This window comes from Hyunsoonleella sp. J2K-J805 (assembly GCF_057167125.1).
Map to the genome: position 1 here is coordinate 212,056 of NZ_CM169901.1, position 14,527 is coordinate 226,582.

A 14,527-nucleotide genomic window follows, 5' to 3' on the forward strand; every position below is an offset into this window, starting at 1 on the left:
TGCTTTAGTTGTGCATAATAAAAATTGTTATGCTAAAAAAAACAATAACATTACTGCTTTTAGCTTTAAGTATGGTGATGCAAGCCCATGAACTTAACGGAACAGTAATTTCTGAAGATAATGAAAAACCTCTGCAAGGCGTTGGGGTTTATAATAAAAATACAGGGGCTTATACTTACACCAACGTATCTGGTTATTTTGAAATTGATGATATATCGGTGGGCGATATTGTCTATTTTTATCAATTGGGGTACAAAAATTACGAATTGACGATAGATGAATCTCATCTGGACGGTACGGTAAAAATTGTCATGGAAATATCTTCAGCATCATTAGATCAGGTATTAATCGTTTCAAAAGTAAACGTATTAAGTAATATTGTTGATGTAGATTTAAAAACAAGCCCAGTAAAATCTTCCCAAGAAATTCTAAGGAAAATACCAGGATTATTTATTGGTCAACATGCTGGTGGAGGTAAAGCAGAACAAATCTTCTTAAGAGGTTTTGATATAGATCACGGAACCGATATAGCTATAGATGTTGATGGAATGCCAGTAAATATGGTGTCTCATGCACATGGACAAGGATATGGCGATATGCACTTTATAATTCCAGAGACCATTGAAAATTTAGATTTTGGTAAGGGCTCTTATTACGCAGATAAAGGAAACTTTAACACTGCGGGTTATGTAGATATTAAAACCAAAAAGACAATAGACAAGAACGTAATCTCTGTTGAAGCTGGGCAATTTAATACTGTTCGTGCTATGAGTATGCTTAAAATTTGGGATGGTGAAAATAGTAATGCATATGTGGCAAGTGAAATGAATTTAACAGACGGTGTTTTTGATTCACCTCAAAATTTTAACCGTTTGAATATTATGGCCCGTTATAACTATAACAATTATAAAGACCAAGAGTTTAATTTGTCTTTATCTCATTTTCAAAGTAAATGGGACGCTTCTGGGCAAATACCGCAACGTGCTGTTGATCAAGGTTTAATAGGTAGATTTGGCGCTATTGATGATACTGAAGGTGGAAATACCAGTAGAACTAATATTTGGATGAACCATATTAAGCATTTTGATGAACACTCTAGTTTAATCTCTTCTGCTTATGTGTCTAATTATGATTTTGAATTATTTTCAAACTTCACTTTTTTCTTGGATGATCCTGTAAATGCTGACCAAATTCGTCAATTTGAAGAACGAACAATTATTGGTGCAAAAAGTGTCTATGAGAAATCACTGCATTTAGAAGATCATAATAAACAATTAAAATATCGAGTAGGTATTGGTTTTAGATATGATGATGTAAATGAAAATCAATTATCTCGAACTAAAAACAGAAAGGAATTACTAGAAAGGTTAGCCTATGGTAATGTAGATGAAGTTAATGCCTTTTCTTTTGCAGATCTAAATTATAAGGTGAATAAATGGACCATAAATCCAGGGTTACGTTTAGATTATTTTACATTTGATTATGAGGATTTATTAACTGAAACTTATGATAGCAAAAGTGAGAATAAGGCTTTATTAAGCCCAAAACTAAATTTTATTTATGCTGCTTCGCCTAACACTCAGTTTTTTCTAAAAACTGGTCTCGGTTTCCATTCAAATGATACTAGAGTAGTGGTGGCAAATAGTGGAGAACAAATTCTACCCACTGCATTTAGTACAGATTTAGGTACAGTTTTAAAACCCACAAACAAATTGGTAATAAATGCAGCACTTTGGTCACTATTTTTAGAACAAGAATTTGTTTATGTTGGTGATGCTGCCATCGTAGAACCTAGTGGTAAAACATCTCGTTACGGTATAGATTTTGGATTAAGATATCAGATTGCAGATTGGCTATATTTTAATACAGATGTAAATTATACAGTTGCCAGAAGTACAGAAGAGCCTGATGGTGAAGATTTTATTCCTTTAGCGCCAGACTTAACATCTGCAGGTGGATTTACTTTTAACAATTTAGGTAAGTTTTCAGGAGGTATTAGTTACCGTTATATAAAAGATCGTCCTGCAAATGAGGATAATTCTATTGTGGCCGAAGGTTACTTTGTTACAGATTTAAATTTAAATTATAACAGTAATAATTGGACGTTTGGTTTAGTTGTTGAAAATCTTTTTGATGTAGATTGGAATGAAACCCAATTTGCAACAGAAAGTAGATTATTTAATGAAGCCAATTCTGTAGAAGAAATCCATTTTACACCAGGAGTGCCTTTCTTCTTAAGAGGTAAGGTGGCTGTAAGATTCTAGATGGGATTTAAATAGAATTATAAATAAAAGACTCCATTTTTATGGGGTCTTTTATTATTCCGCAATCTCTACCTCAAACAATTTGTCCCAGCGTTTTCCTGTAACAAAAATAGTTTTGGTTTGCGGGTTATAAGCAATACCATTTAATACATCTAGTTTATCATGTTGCATCACTTTATTTTTTAGAGGTGTAAAATCGATTACAGCTTCCACAGCACCATTTTTAGGATTAATAATAGCTACACCATTTTTCTGGTAGCGGTTAGCATAAATTTTGCCATCTATCCATTCCATTTCATTAATCTGACTTATTTTCCCTTTGTTGGTGTATACTTGAATCTTCTCCTGTTCTATTAAAGTCTCTGGGTCTAGCAGCCAAATGTATTCGGTCCCATCACTTTTATATATATGGGTGTGGTTATGTGTCAATCCCCAGCCCTCCTTACTTTTTCCGTAAGCAAAACTTCCTGTCTTTTCAAATGTGTTAACATCATAAATAAAACCAACTCCTTTCCTCCAAGTCAATTGGTAGATTTTATCGTTCATAACTGTTAGCCCTTCTCCAAAGTATTCATCGGCTAAATTTACGTTTTGTAAAACTTCACCAGTTTTGTAATCTACCTGTCTCAATTTAGATTCTTTATACTGTCCTGTACTTTCATAAAGTTTACCGTCATAAAACTCTAAACCTTGGGTATACGATGTTATATCATGCGGGTACTCATTTATTATTTTATAATTTTTTTCACCTAAAACCTTTGGGGATTTGTCATTTAAAATAGTTATTGATGAAGATATGGCTTGGGTATCACCGTTATTAAAATAAACCATAGCATCAATAGGATGTTTTCCTAGTTTATGATGCTTTAAACTAAAACTCGCAGAAATAGTTTCGCCATTAAGTTGATACACCACGGAATCTACAGTGTGATTTTTTTTATTTTCAATGGATAAATTGAGGGTTTCAGCTATTGAAATATTACCTTTCAGAGCATTAGTTTTGATACTGAAATAGTCTTTCTTTTGCCCTGAATTTGAGCCACAAGATAAAACCATAGATAATAAGAATATGTAAGCTAAGTGTTTAGAGATTTTCATTTGTAGAATCTAATTTTGGTCGAATATATTTATTAAAAATCGGTTTAAAAAATCATTGTGAAAATTTTAAAAGATTGTATCTTTGTAGCTGGCAAGTCCTACACAACCAGCTCCTGTAGAATCCTCCAGGGCGGGAACGCAGCAAAGGTATACGGTTGTAGCGGTGTGATGTAGGTAGCTTGCCTTTTTTTGTGTCCTAAATTTAAATTTTATTTTCGTATTTCGTTGTTGTAATTTACCACTCTAATTTATTTGGTATGTCTAAAGTTGTTTTAATAACGGGAGGTTCTTCGGGTATAGGAAAATCAATTGGCGAATTTTTGCATCATAAAGGGTTTAAGGTCTTTGGAACCAGTAGACACCCAAGCAATTATAAAAACAGCATTTTTCCACTTTTACAATTGGATGTAAAGCAGGTTAGTACCATAACTGCCGCGGTTAAAACGGTGATTAATTCTACAGGTAGATTAGATGTTCTTATAAATAATGCTGGTGCTGGTATTACCGGGCCTATTGAAGAAATACCAGAGGAAGAAATCAAAGCAAATTTTGATACTAATTTTTTTGGTCCTATAAATATGATAAAGGCAATTTTGCCACAAATGCGTCAACAAAAATCTGGATTGATTATCAATATAACATCTATAGCAGGATACATGGGATTGCCCTATCGTGGCGTTTACAGTGCAAGCAAAGGTGCACTGGAAATTTTGACGGAAGCATTTAGGATGGAGTTAAAACCATTTAATATAGAAATGACCAATGTTGCTCCGGGAGATTTTGCTACCAACATCGCTGCTGGACGCTATCATGCACCTTTAAAGGATGATTCGCCATATAATGCTAGTTATGGGAAATCCTTGGAATTAATGAATACACATGTTGATGCGGGCAGCGACCCAGAAATGATGGCGAAAGCAGTGTACAACATTATTAATACTAATAGACCAAAAATTCATTACAAGGTAGGGGAGTTCATGCAAAAGTTTTCCATTGTATTAAAACGGATACTTCCAGATAGGGTTTATGAGAAATTGCTGATGAACCACTACAAGATATAGATTTGGTACACTATTTGCATTTAGATAGCACAAATGTAGCCAGATGTATAAAAAAATTCTTTTTCCCTCGATTTTAGCTCTATTTTTTTTGGCAACAGGTTGTCAAGATATTTTAGAATGTGTTATTAACAGAAAACCTATTTTATCCGATAACAGATTACGTACTGCTTTTGTCAATCAAGATTATTTTGAATTAATTACCGCCGAAATTCAGAATGAACCTAGAGACAACGATTATTTTTACTTTTTTTCCGTAATTGGAGATTTGCCGCGCGGAGTAGATGTGTACTTTGACTACAGGGACGTCATTATTGAGGGCAGGCCACTAGAACGTGGAAGGTACAGGTTTACTATAAGACTTGATGTGGAGCAAGCTGATAATTATTGTGAAAATAATTTGAATGACTGCGACGGACTCTGCGAAGAAAGTACCGCAAGAACCTATATTTTGACGGTTAATTAATTAAACAATCCTCTATTTATTTTCAACTCCGAAAACTTTTAGCAAGTTATTAAAAGATTTTAAGTAATGGGGTATAACAAAAGACGTTAATGTTGTAAATTCGTTGCGTTAGGGATTGGGGCATACATTTGACTTTACTCAGTACAGGTTTGTTGAAGCTCCCCGACGTAGGAGGGAGCGACTACCGAAAGCCCGACCTCGCTTGCCCTGAGCTTGTAGAAGGGTGGGGTAACCTGCCGGCAGGCAGGCGCCCAAAGTATTACGATAAGATAAATTGAAAACTATATAACTGAAATAATGAAATTTTTTATTGACACAGCAAATTTAGACCAAATTAGAGAAGCTCAAGATATGGGAGTTTTAGATGGTGTAACTACAAACCCGTCATTGATGGCCAAAGAGGGCATTACGGGACATGATAATATTATGAAGCACTATGTTGATATTTGTAATATTGTAGATGGCGACGTAAGTGCAGAGGTGATTTCTACTGATGTGGATGGCATGATAAAAGAGGGAGAGGCTCTAGCTGAACTACACGAACAAATTGTGGTAAAATTACCAATGATTAAGGATGGTGTAAAGGCCTGTAAATATTTTTCTAGTAAAGGCGTAAAAACCAATGTGACTTTGGTGTTTTCAGCAGGACAAGCGTTATTAGCTGCCAAGGCTGGCGCAACTTATGTGTCTCCGTTTTTAGGGCGCTTGGACGATATTTCTACGGATGGATTAAATTTGATTTCTGAAATCCGCCATATCTATGATAACTATGGCTTTGAGACTCAGATTTTATCAGCTTCAGTACGTCATACCATGCACGTTATTGATTGTGCTAAAATAGGATCGGATGTGATGACTGGACCTCTAAGCTCTATTGAAGGTTTATTGAAGCACCCTTTAACTGATATAGGTTTAGCTAAATTTTTAGCTGATTACAAGAAAGGAAACTAGAAGATAGGTTTTAAGAAAAAGGCGCAATAATTAGATTGATTGTTGCGCTTTTTATTTATATAATTAAGCTTATGCTTTTTTCTGCTTATTAATTTCGTCTTGCAATTGCCTTCTCACTTTTTGCTCGCGTTCTAGCGCGGTTTTTCTGTGTTCATCAAACTCCTCCTCAATTTCTGAAAGGCTTTGTTTAGCTTGTCTGGTGATGGCATTACTGTTCTTAAACTTGTAAATAAATAACAACAATAAAGCAAGTAAACCGGCAATGATACTCCATAATAAGGTATTATATCCAGTTTTACTCATTTGCATACCAAATAGCGACATGCTGTTTTTTTCTGAATTGGTTTTATCTAAATCTGACTGCGTTGTAGAAAGATTACTTTTTAATTCTGTAATCTCACCAGCTTGCGTTTTTACAACCGTTTGTGTTTCGTTTAAATCTTTACGAATTTCCTTTAAAGAATCTCTTACATGGTTTCTTAATTTCAATAACCATGCGGTTTTTACGGCTTCATAAGGTTGGCCATTGGTGCCTTTAAAATTTCCAGATTTTCTAAAAATGTATTCAAATTGGCTGTCGATAGTGCCATTATTAAGAGAAAGTGTTTCTGGTTGTTGCGTGGTTTGAGAGAATGATAAACTAAAAATAAATGAAAATACGAAGGTAATAAGGTATTTTGAGGAATTCATTTGGTTGTGTTTAAATAGGTTAACTGTTGATGCGAAAATATAAAATAAAGTTTAAAAACATAATTATATTACCAAATAGCCCCAAAAAATTGAGGCTATTATGATATATTTACGATTATTGAGAGAATTTAGATGTTTTTAATAGTACGTATAGCGTCTTACTTTTGAGACATATTTTGCTAACCTAATCACTTGATGGCTGTACCCATATTCGTTATCATACCAAATATAAAGTATAACGTTTTTGCCATCAGAACGTACGATGGTTGCTTTGCTATCATAAATTGCTGGTGCAGAGCAGCCTACAATATCGCTGGATACTAACTCATCGCTCAATTCGTATTTTATCTGCTCTACTAAATCGCCTTCAAGCGCATACTTCTTAATAGTTGAATTTATACCGTTTAAGGATGTCTTTCTATCTAATTCTAAATTTAAAATAGCTAATGAACCATTTGGCACGGGCACACGAATGGCGTTTGAAGATAATTTACCTTCAAGACTAGGTAAGGCTTTTGCAACTGCCTTTCCCGCACCAGTTTCAGTAATCACCATATTTAATGCAGCTGCTCGACCACGGCGATATTTTTTATGGAAGTTATCTACTAAGTTTTGGTCGTTTGTGTATGCATGAATGGTTTCTAAATGTCCGCTTTTTACCCCATAAGAATCTTCAATTGCCTTTAAAATTGGCGTAATAGCATTTGTGGTACATGATGCTGCTGAAAATATATTTAACTTATCAGGGCTATAGTCTTTATGATTTACGCCATGCACTATATTGGGTACTTCCTTTCCAGGTGCAGTCAGTAGTACTTTTTTAACACCTTTTGCTTTTAAGTGCCTTGACAAGGCTGCTTTGTCCCTAAACGCTCCAGTATTGTCAATAACTAATGCGTTGTTAATACCATACTTTGTATAATCAATTTTTTCTGGGGCATCAGCCGAAATCATTTTAACGGTTGTGCCATTAACAATAAGGGCGTTATCTTTTTCATTAACTGATACTGTTCCTGAAAACTCCCCATGAATGGAATCGTTGTTTAATAAAGATGCTCTTTTTTCAAGAACTTCCTTGGAAACAGGATCTCGTGTTACAATGGCTCGAAGCCTTAACTGACTGCCTTTACCTGTTTTTGCCATAAGTTCGCGTGCCACCAATCTTCCAATTCTACCGAAACCATAAAGGACAACGTCTTTTGGTTCTATTGCATTACCATTTCCAGCATCTTTAATTTTGTTGGCCACGAAGTGAATGGCATCATCAAATTTGTTTTCCTCCAAATGAAATTCGTAGGTCAATTTTCCGATATCTAATTTAGCAGGAGGAATATTTAGCTTTTTAATGGCTTTGGCAATTTCAACAGAATCAAAAATGGAAATTGGTTTCTGAACAAACTTACCAGCATATTCGTGCAGGTTTAAAATCTCACTAACATTTTTGTCAATTAATTGATTTTTAAAGAGAATTAACTCGATGGAGTTATCATACCATAGGTCGCTAACGGTTTTGATAAATTCAACAGTCGCTCTCCGTCGATCTGCTTGAAACGCTAACTCTTTTTCATAAGTTGCATCTGTAGACATTTTATTTGAGTTTAGTGGGTTTTAGTTTTGCAAAAGTATCATATTTCAAACGTTTTCGTAAGCTATTTAAAGAAAATTTTCCTTGACATAAAATGACAAGGTTTCCTTTGAGTTTGTCATTCTCGCGAATGCGGGAATCTCAAAAAAATAACCCTTTCAGTTTTAGGGTTATTTTTATATAATTTTTTATTCTCAAAATATATTTTCTATATGCTGATATTGCTAAGTAAAGGCGTGTTTTTTATGTCGTTTGCGTCCAATGCATATTGATTGAGTTGATTATCTCCAACCGCAATAAGATGGTTGTTTTGTATAATAACATCAAAAGCACTAATATCAATGCTGTGGGCTAATTTCGAATTTTCCGGATTGGAGATGTCAAATACCTTCACTTCGTCATCACATACAAAAAGATAGTTGCCATAAAGCCCCAAACCTTTTGGTGCTATAAGGTTGCGTTGAGAAATTAAAACAGGTTTCGTAACATCATTAACGTCGTATATCTGCAAAGCACTAATATTATTACCACACCCGGCACTGGTATCTAAAGTAACAAAGGCGTGGGTGTCATTTGCAATTACAGGGTCGCACGCTGTAAAGTGCTGTACGGCACTTAATTGCTTTGGGCTCTCTGGGTTAGAGGTTTCGTAAATAAACATGCCGTTTCTAGAGCCTATATACAAAAAATCCTTATAGCTTACCAAGGTTTCAATATTAAAACCAATAGGTACTCGGTTAACTAAAACAGGATTTGTTTTTGTGCTTATATTAAATACATTTAATAATCTGTTGTCAACGGTGTATAAATAGTCGTTAAGTATGGTGAATGTTGCTAATGAACCACCTTGACCTACATCAGAAACGGCTTCATTGGAGCTATTGGAATCATTTTCGCAAGCTAATAACGCCAAGGCAAATAGCATGTATATTAATTTTTTCATAGTAATTTTAGTTTTTTAGTGTCCAGTCTACAACAACTTCATCAAAGGTTATATTTGCACGATAGCCATCAGGAGAGACCATTTTAGGAAATATATTTTCTATACGTTTTGAAACGGTTATTTCATTAAAATCATTACTGAATGCTAATGCGATAAGATCTACAGCATTATTCACATATAGAATATCTTGTTTAATGGATACATCAGTAGACCCAAGGACTTTAAGAAATTTCAGCTTAATTGGATTTTCAGGATTAGAATTGTCATAAATATGAAATCCTTTGTTGGGTTCATTTATAAAAAGATAATTGTCTTTTACATAAATCTTACCCATAGCATCCTGATTTTGAGGCGGCATGAGTTCAACGGAAGTATTGAAACTTTCACGTTTTAATATTACGGGGTCATACCTGTTGGAAGTAACATCAATTAAAGGGTCGTCATCATCTGAACCTCCAAAATAGATACAGGAGGATAGCAATAAAGTACATAATAAGTAAAGTAGTGGTTTGTGTTTTAAGGTGGTCATCTTATAGTTTTATTATAAGATGCCAAATTTGAAAATGGTTGCGTGTTATTCATAAAAAAAGTCCTCGCTATGGAGGACTTTTTTCTAATGTAAAATATTCTTATCTAAAGTTATAGCGTTCCTTTTCGCCATTTTCATTAATTAATTCAATTCTAAATGAATCATATTTAGACATGTTTTTGATAACATTTTGAACATCATCCACGTTGTTTACTTTTATGTCGTTTATTGCAGTTATTATAGCACCTTTTTTAATACCGTTCTTGTTCCAATATTCAGCGTAGTTCTCATCAAGAAGAGAAATTTTCACACCATTTTCAGCCTTGTATTTTTTTAACTCCTTAGGTTTTGCATTTTTAATTTGACCAACATAAGGTAAAACAGAGGTCTGATTTCTAATTAACTTAACAGGTACCGTTTTGATTTCTCCATCTCTTGAAAACGTTACATCAACTATATCATCAGGACTTTTAGTGCTTAAATGGCCCTTTAAATCGGAGAATTTTAAGATTTTGATGTTATCAATTTTTTTAATGATATCGCCTTTTCTTAAGCCAGCTTTTTCAGCTCCAGAATCTTCTTCGATACCGCTAACATAAAATCCTTGTGTATCGTTTATCTCTATGTCTTCGGCTCTTGCACTATTTAGGGCTGTACCCATAACCCCAAGAATACCATTCTGAACATTACCATACTCCATAATATCATTGACAACTTTTCTTGCAATATTACTTGGTACAGCAAATGAGTAACCCACATAAGATCCAGTTTGCGATGTTATAGCAGTATTAATACCTATAAGCTCTCCATTAGTATTAACAAGTGCACCTCCTGAATTTCCGGGGTTAACGGCAGCATCGGTTTGGATAAAAGCTTGTGAAGCGTTACCAGATAAATCTCTTGCCTTAGCACTAATAATACCAGCAGTTACGGTAGATGTCAAATTAAACGGATTGCCAACGGCTAAAACCCATTCTCCAATTTTGGCGTCATCAGAGTCTCCAAATGTTACTACTGGTAGTTCTTCATCAGCCTCGATTTTTAAAAGGGCAATATCCGTTTTTGGATCCGTACCCACAATTTCGGCTTCATAAGTTTTATTGTTGTTTAGCGTAACCGAAAGTTCTTGAGATTTATCCACCACATGATTATTAGTAATAATATAGCCATCTGGCGTAATGATAACTCCAGAACCTGTTCCCAATTGGGCACGTTGGGGACTTCTGCCCATAAATAAATCCTCAAAAGTCATACGCCCTCTGCTTATCGTTACATTTTTAACGTGTACTACGGCGTTTACAGTGTTTTCTGCAGCCTGAGTAAAATCGGGAGTTTCATAAGGCTTATAAATTGCGTTTGATGTGCTGGTAGGAATCAATGTGGGTTGCGCTTCAACAGTGTCAACTACCAAGGTTTTGTCTTCTTCGATAAATAATTTGTAAGCCCCTAATGTTAATGTACCACCAAGAGCTGAAATCATAATTAATGTTAAAATCTTCTTCATAATCTTCAGTTTTAGATATATTCTCTAACGAATAAATTTAAATATTTATTGAACTGCGCTTTCAACTTTAACGACGATTTAACAATCTAAAAAACGGTTTAATATTTATATCTTTGCTACTTCAAAATGAAGCAGAAATTTTACAAATATCAAGGAACAGGCAACGATTTTGTGATGATTGATAATCGTCAGGAAAATTTTGACAAAAATAATACCAAACTTGTGGCACACCTTTGTGACAGACGTTTTGGCATAGGCGGTGATGGTTTAATTCTTCTTGAGCATCATGACATCTATGATTTTAAAATGGTGTATTACAATGCAGATGGAAACGAAAGTACCATGTGTGGTAATGGGGGAAGGTGCTTGGTAGCCTTTGCAAAAAAGTTGGGTGTTATTTCAAACAAAGCAGTTTTTGAGGCTACAGATGGTTTGCATCAAGCCGAAATTGATGGAGATATTGTGAGATTGCAAATGCAGGATGTTCCTGCGATTGATAAACAGAAAAATCACGTGTTTCTAGATACTGGATCGCCACATCATGTGCAATTTGAAGACGCAATATCAGATTTTGATATAAAAACTAAAGGTGCCGCAATACGATATGGCTCACTTTATAACGAAGAAGGTTCCAATGTGAATTTCGTCAAGAAAATAACTGATAATGCGTTTAGGTTAAGGACCTATGAGCGCGGTGTTGAGGATGAAACTTTGTCATGTGGTACTGGTGCTACTGCGGTGGCAATCGCAATGCATGCTTTAAATGAAACTTCCAGCCATGAGATAGACTTAAAAGTAGAAGGAGGGGAATTAAAAGTGTCATTTGATGTGAAAGACGGTGTTTATAAGAATGTATGGTTGATTGGACCAGCGAATTTTGTGTTTAAAGGAGAAATATGAATACGCTGCAAGGAGAACATATTGACCTTAGAGCGCTTGAGCCTGAAGATTTAGAATTTGTTTTAGAAGTAGAAAATAATGAAGACACCTGGCACTTAAGCAATACGCAAACACCGTTCTCAAGATTTGTTATTAAACAATATTTAGAAAACTCCCATAAAGATATTTTTGAAGTGAAGCAATTACGATTGGTAATTTGTGATAAAGCCAAAAAGTCTTTAGGATTAATAGACTTGTTCAATTTTGATTTTAAAAATAAGAGAGCAGGAGTAGGCATTATAATAAAGGATACTCGAGATAGAGAAAAAGGCTTTGGCAATGAAGCATTGCAGTTACTTTTAAAGTATAGTTTTACACACTTAGGCTTACACCAATTGTATTGTAATATTTCTGAAAATAATAAAGCTAGCGTCAAGCTATTTACAAATCTAGGTTTTCAAAACATAGGATTAAAAAAAGATTGGAATTTCAATAATGGAAAATTCGAAAACGAATATTTATTACAACTCATACATCAATAAATGTACATTAAAAAAATACTTTGGGCTATTGCTCTTATAGGCTTAGTGATAGCAGGTGCCTTTGCTTATTACGTTTACAGTGCAATGCTAGCGCCAAACACAAAATTCAATAATGATGAAGCCTACATCTATGTCAAATCAACAGATAATTATAATGATGTAAGAGCGCAGTTGGAACCTCTACTAAAAGATATTGATAAGTTTGATATTCTGGCAGAACAAAAACAGTACGTTAGTAATATAAAATCGGGCAAATACCTCATAAAAAAAGGAATGAGTAATAACGATATTATCAATTCCATAAGAAGCGGCAACATTCCTGTTAAAGTATCTTTCAATAATCAGAGTTCCTTAGAGAAATTGGCAGGACGCATTGCAAATCAAATTGAAGCGGATAGTTTGGAGCTTATAAAAGCAATGACTGATACCACGTTTTTAAGTGAAAATGGTTTTAAGCCAGAAACTGCATTAGGAATGTATTTACCTAACAGCTATGAGTTGTATTGGGACACTTCAGCAGAAGTCTTTAGAGATCGTATGTTAAAGGAATATAAGCGTTTTTGGAATGATAAGAGAATAGCAAAAGCACATGATATCGGCTTGTCAGAAGATCAAGTTATCGCCTTGGCCTCTATTGTTTATGAAGAGTCTAAAGAACGTTCTGAGCAGCCTAGAATTGCTGGTGTTTATATGAATAGGCTTCGAATTGGTATGCCACTACAAGCGGATCCTACTTTAAAGTTTGCAGCTTATAAATTGCCAAAATATAAAAACACCGTGATTAAACGAGTGTTAAATATTCACAAGGAAATTGAGTCGCCATATAATACTTATAAAAACAGAGGGTTGCCTCCTGGGCTTATTGCAATGCCCGATATTTCCGCCATTGATGCCGTATTGAATTATGAAAAGCACAATTATCTTTATTTTGCGGCAGATCCAAAACGTTTTGGTTACCACAAGTTTGCTAAAACATTGGCACAACATAATGTGAATGCTAGGGCATATCAACGCTATTTATCGTCTCAAGGCATCAATAAATAAGTGAAATCTTGGTCACTTAATATTGTTGTTTTTCTGTTTTGCTTTTTAAATAGCTTCTCACAATCATCTTTAGATCAGTTTTTAACACCTAGCGATACATTACATAAAAAACGAAGAAATGCAGTTATTCTCTCTGAAGCAACTTTGTCTTCTGCTGCACTCATTGGTTTAAATGAATTGTGGTACGCAGATTTTGAGCGTTCAAAGTTTCGTACCATAAACGATAATTCCGAATGGTTGCAAATGGACAAGTTTGGACATGTTTTTACTGCTTACCAAATGGGGAAGCAAGGTGCTAATGTTTTAAATTGGAGTGGCGTTAGTAAAAAAGATCAACTTATTTATGGGGCTACCCTGGGCTTTGGATTTTTAACTGCTGTTGAAGTGCTGGACGGCTATTCAAGCCAATGGGGCTTTTCATGGGGAGATGTGGGGGCAAACGCCTTAGGGACAGGACTCTATATTTCGCAAGAATTATTATGGAATGAGCAGCGAATTGACGTCAAGTTCAGTTTTAGCCAGTCAAAATACGCAGCACTGCGTCCCGATAAACTTGGGGAATCGTTCGTTGAACAGATTTTGAAAGATTACAACGGGCAAACGTATTGGCTTAGCTTTAATTTACAATCTTTTTTTAAGCAAAGTAAAATCCCTAAGTGGCTAAATATAGCATTAGGCTATGGTGGAGAGGGTATGCTAACAGGTGTTAATAATACTGACAATCAATTGTTAACAACTATTCCAAGATATCGGCAGTTATATCTAAGTTTAGACGTAAATTTGTCTAACCTAAGCACTAATTCAGCACTATTGAAGTCAATTTTTAGCATTTTTAATATGATAAAAATACCGTTTCCTACCTTAGAATTTAATAAAAATGGGGCTGTTTTTCATCTATTCCATTATTAAAAATTGTACTTCAACGATTAGTTTTGATAAAATCAAAAAAAAGCGTAATTTTGCCGGCTCAAATT

Annotated in this window: 14 protein-coding genes and 1 other RNA gene; 9 read left to right on the forward strand and 6 right to left on the reverse strand. The window is 34.7% G+C overall.

The window, feature by feature from the left end:
• Window positions 1-29: 29 nt before the first annotated feature.
• The gene (locus tag AC1B0Z_RS00810) at window positions 30-2,264 is read left to right on the forward strand and encodes a TonB-dependent receptor (protein ID WP_483793596.1); all 2,235 of its coding nucleotides are present in this window, start codon (window positions 30-32) and stop codon (window positions 2,262-2,264) included.
• A gap of 54 nt (window positions 2,265-2,318) precedes the next feature.
• Here the strand turns inward: AC1B0Z_RS00810 and AC1B0Z_RS00815 are convergent, their stop codons facing one another.
• Window positions 2,319-3,362: a glutaminyl-peptide cyclotransferase gene (locus AC1B0Z_RS00815; protein WP_483793598.1), complete on the reverse strand. Its 1,044-nt coding sequence runs from the start codon at window positions 3,360-3,362 to the stop codon at window positions 2,319-2,321.
• A gap of 89 nt (window positions 3,363-3,451) precedes the next feature.
• Here AC1B0Z_RS00815 and ffs point away from each other — a divergent pair.
• The 4 genes from ffs (at window position 3,452) to fsa (ending at window position 5,837) form a co-directional block, all read left to right on the forward strand.
• An RNA gene (gene ffs, locus AC1B0Z_RS00820) (signal recognition particle sRNA small type) lies at window positions 3,452-3,550 on the forward strand.
• Window positions 3,551-3,619: 69 nt separating this feature from the next.
• The gene (locus tag AC1B0Z_RS00825; protein WP_483793600.1) at window positions 3,620-4,423 is read left to right on the forward strand and encodes an SDR family oxidoreductase; all 804 of its coding nucleotides are present in this window, start codon (window positions 3,620-3,622) and stop codon (window positions 4,421-4,423) included.
• A 43-nt stretch (window positions 4,424-4,466) separates the two neighbouring features.
• Entirely contained in the window at window positions 4,467-4,886 is a 420-nt protein-coding gene (locus AC1B0Z_RS00830; RefSeq protein ID WP_483793601.1) for a hypothetical protein, read from the forward strand.
• Window positions 4,887-5,183: 297 nt separating this feature from the next.
• Window positions 5,184-5,837 carry a fructose-6-phosphate aldolase gene (fsa, locus tag AC1B0Z_RS00835; RefSeq protein WP_483793602.1) on the forward strand — a complete coding sequence of 218 codons (654 nt, stop codon included), beginning with the start codon at window positions 5,184-5,186 and terminating at the stop codon, window positions 5,835-5,837.
• Between the two features lie 69 nt (window positions 5,838-5,906).
• On the opposite strand, the gene AC1B0Z_RS00840 is transcribed toward fsa, so the two are convergent.
• From AC1B0Z_RS00840 to AC1B0Z_RS00860, 5 genes are all read right to left on the reverse strand, one after another.
• Window positions 5,907-6,527, reverse strand: a complete 621-nt coding sequence (locus AC1B0Z_RS00840) for a tRNA (guanine-N1)-methyltransferase (protein WP_483793604.1) — start codon at window positions 6,525-6,527, stop codon at window positions 5,907-5,909.
• A 138-nt stretch (window positions 6,528-6,665) separates the two neighbouring features.
• Complete coding sequence (locus tag AC1B0Z_RS00845; RefSeq protein ID WP_483793606.1) at window positions 6,666-8,114, reverse strand: glyceraldehyde-3-phosphate dehydrogenase; 1,449 nt, start codon at window positions 8,112-8,114, stop codon at window positions 6,666-6,668.
• Between the two features lie 206 nt (window positions 8,115-8,320).
• Window positions 8,321-9,055 (reverse strand): LVIVD repeat-containing protein, encoded by a 735-nt coding sequence (locus tag AC1B0Z_RS00850; protein WP_483793608.1) that lies wholly within the window; start codon window positions 9,053-9,055, stop codon window positions 8,321-8,323.
• A gap of 7 nt (window positions 9,056-9,062) precedes the next feature.
• Window positions 9,063-9,584 carry a hypothetical protein gene (locus AC1B0Z_RS00855; protein ID WP_483793609.1) on the reverse strand — a complete coding sequence of 174 codons (522 nt, stop codon included), beginning with the start codon at window positions 9,582-9,584 and terminating at the stop codon, window positions 9,063-9,065.
• A gap of 100 nt (window positions 9,585-9,684) precedes the next feature.
• The gene (locus tag AC1B0Z_RS00860) at window positions 9,685-11,088 is read right to left on the reverse strand and encodes a trypsin-like peptidase domain-containing protein (RefSeq protein WP_483793611.1); all 1,404 of its coding nucleotides are present in this window, start codon (window positions 11,086-11,088) and stop codon (window positions 9,685-9,687) included.
• Between the two features lie 126 nt (window positions 11,089-11,214).
• On the opposite strand from AC1B0Z_RS00860, the gene dapF reads away from it, so the two are divergent.
• Genes dapF through AC1B0Z_RS00880 form a run of 4 tightly spaced genes read left to right on the forward strand, consistent with a single transcriptional unit; the run spans window position 11,215 to window position 14,462 of the window.
• Window positions 11,215-11,988 (forward strand): diaminopimelate epimerase, encoded by a 774-nt coding sequence (gene dapF, locus AC1B0Z_RS00865; protein WP_483793613.1) that lies wholly within the window; start codon window positions 11,215-11,217, stop codon window positions 11,986-11,988.
• On the forward strand, window positions 11,985-12,509 hold the full coding sequence (locus AC1B0Z_RS00870) for a GNAT family N-acetyltransferase (RefSeq protein ID WP_483793615.1): 525 nt from the start codon (window positions 11,985-11,987) through the stop codon (window positions 12,507-12,509). The genes dapF and AC1B0Z_RS00870 overlap by 4 nt, the downstream gene beginning before the upstream one ends.
• Complete coding sequence (gene mltG / locus AC1B0Z_RS00875; protein ID WP_483793617.1) at window positions 12,510-13,553, forward strand: endolytic transglycosylase MltG; 1,044 nt, start codon at window positions 12,510-12,512, stop codon at window positions 13,551-13,553.
• The gene (locus tag AC1B0Z_RS00880; RefSeq protein ID WP_483793618.1) at window positions 13,554-14,462 is read left to right on the forward strand and encodes a DUF2279 domain-containing protein; all 909 of its coding nucleotides are present in this window, start codon (window positions 13,554-13,556) and stop codon (window positions 14,460-14,462) included. It begins immediately after the preceding gene.
• Window positions 14,463-14,527: the final 65 nt, after the last annotated feature.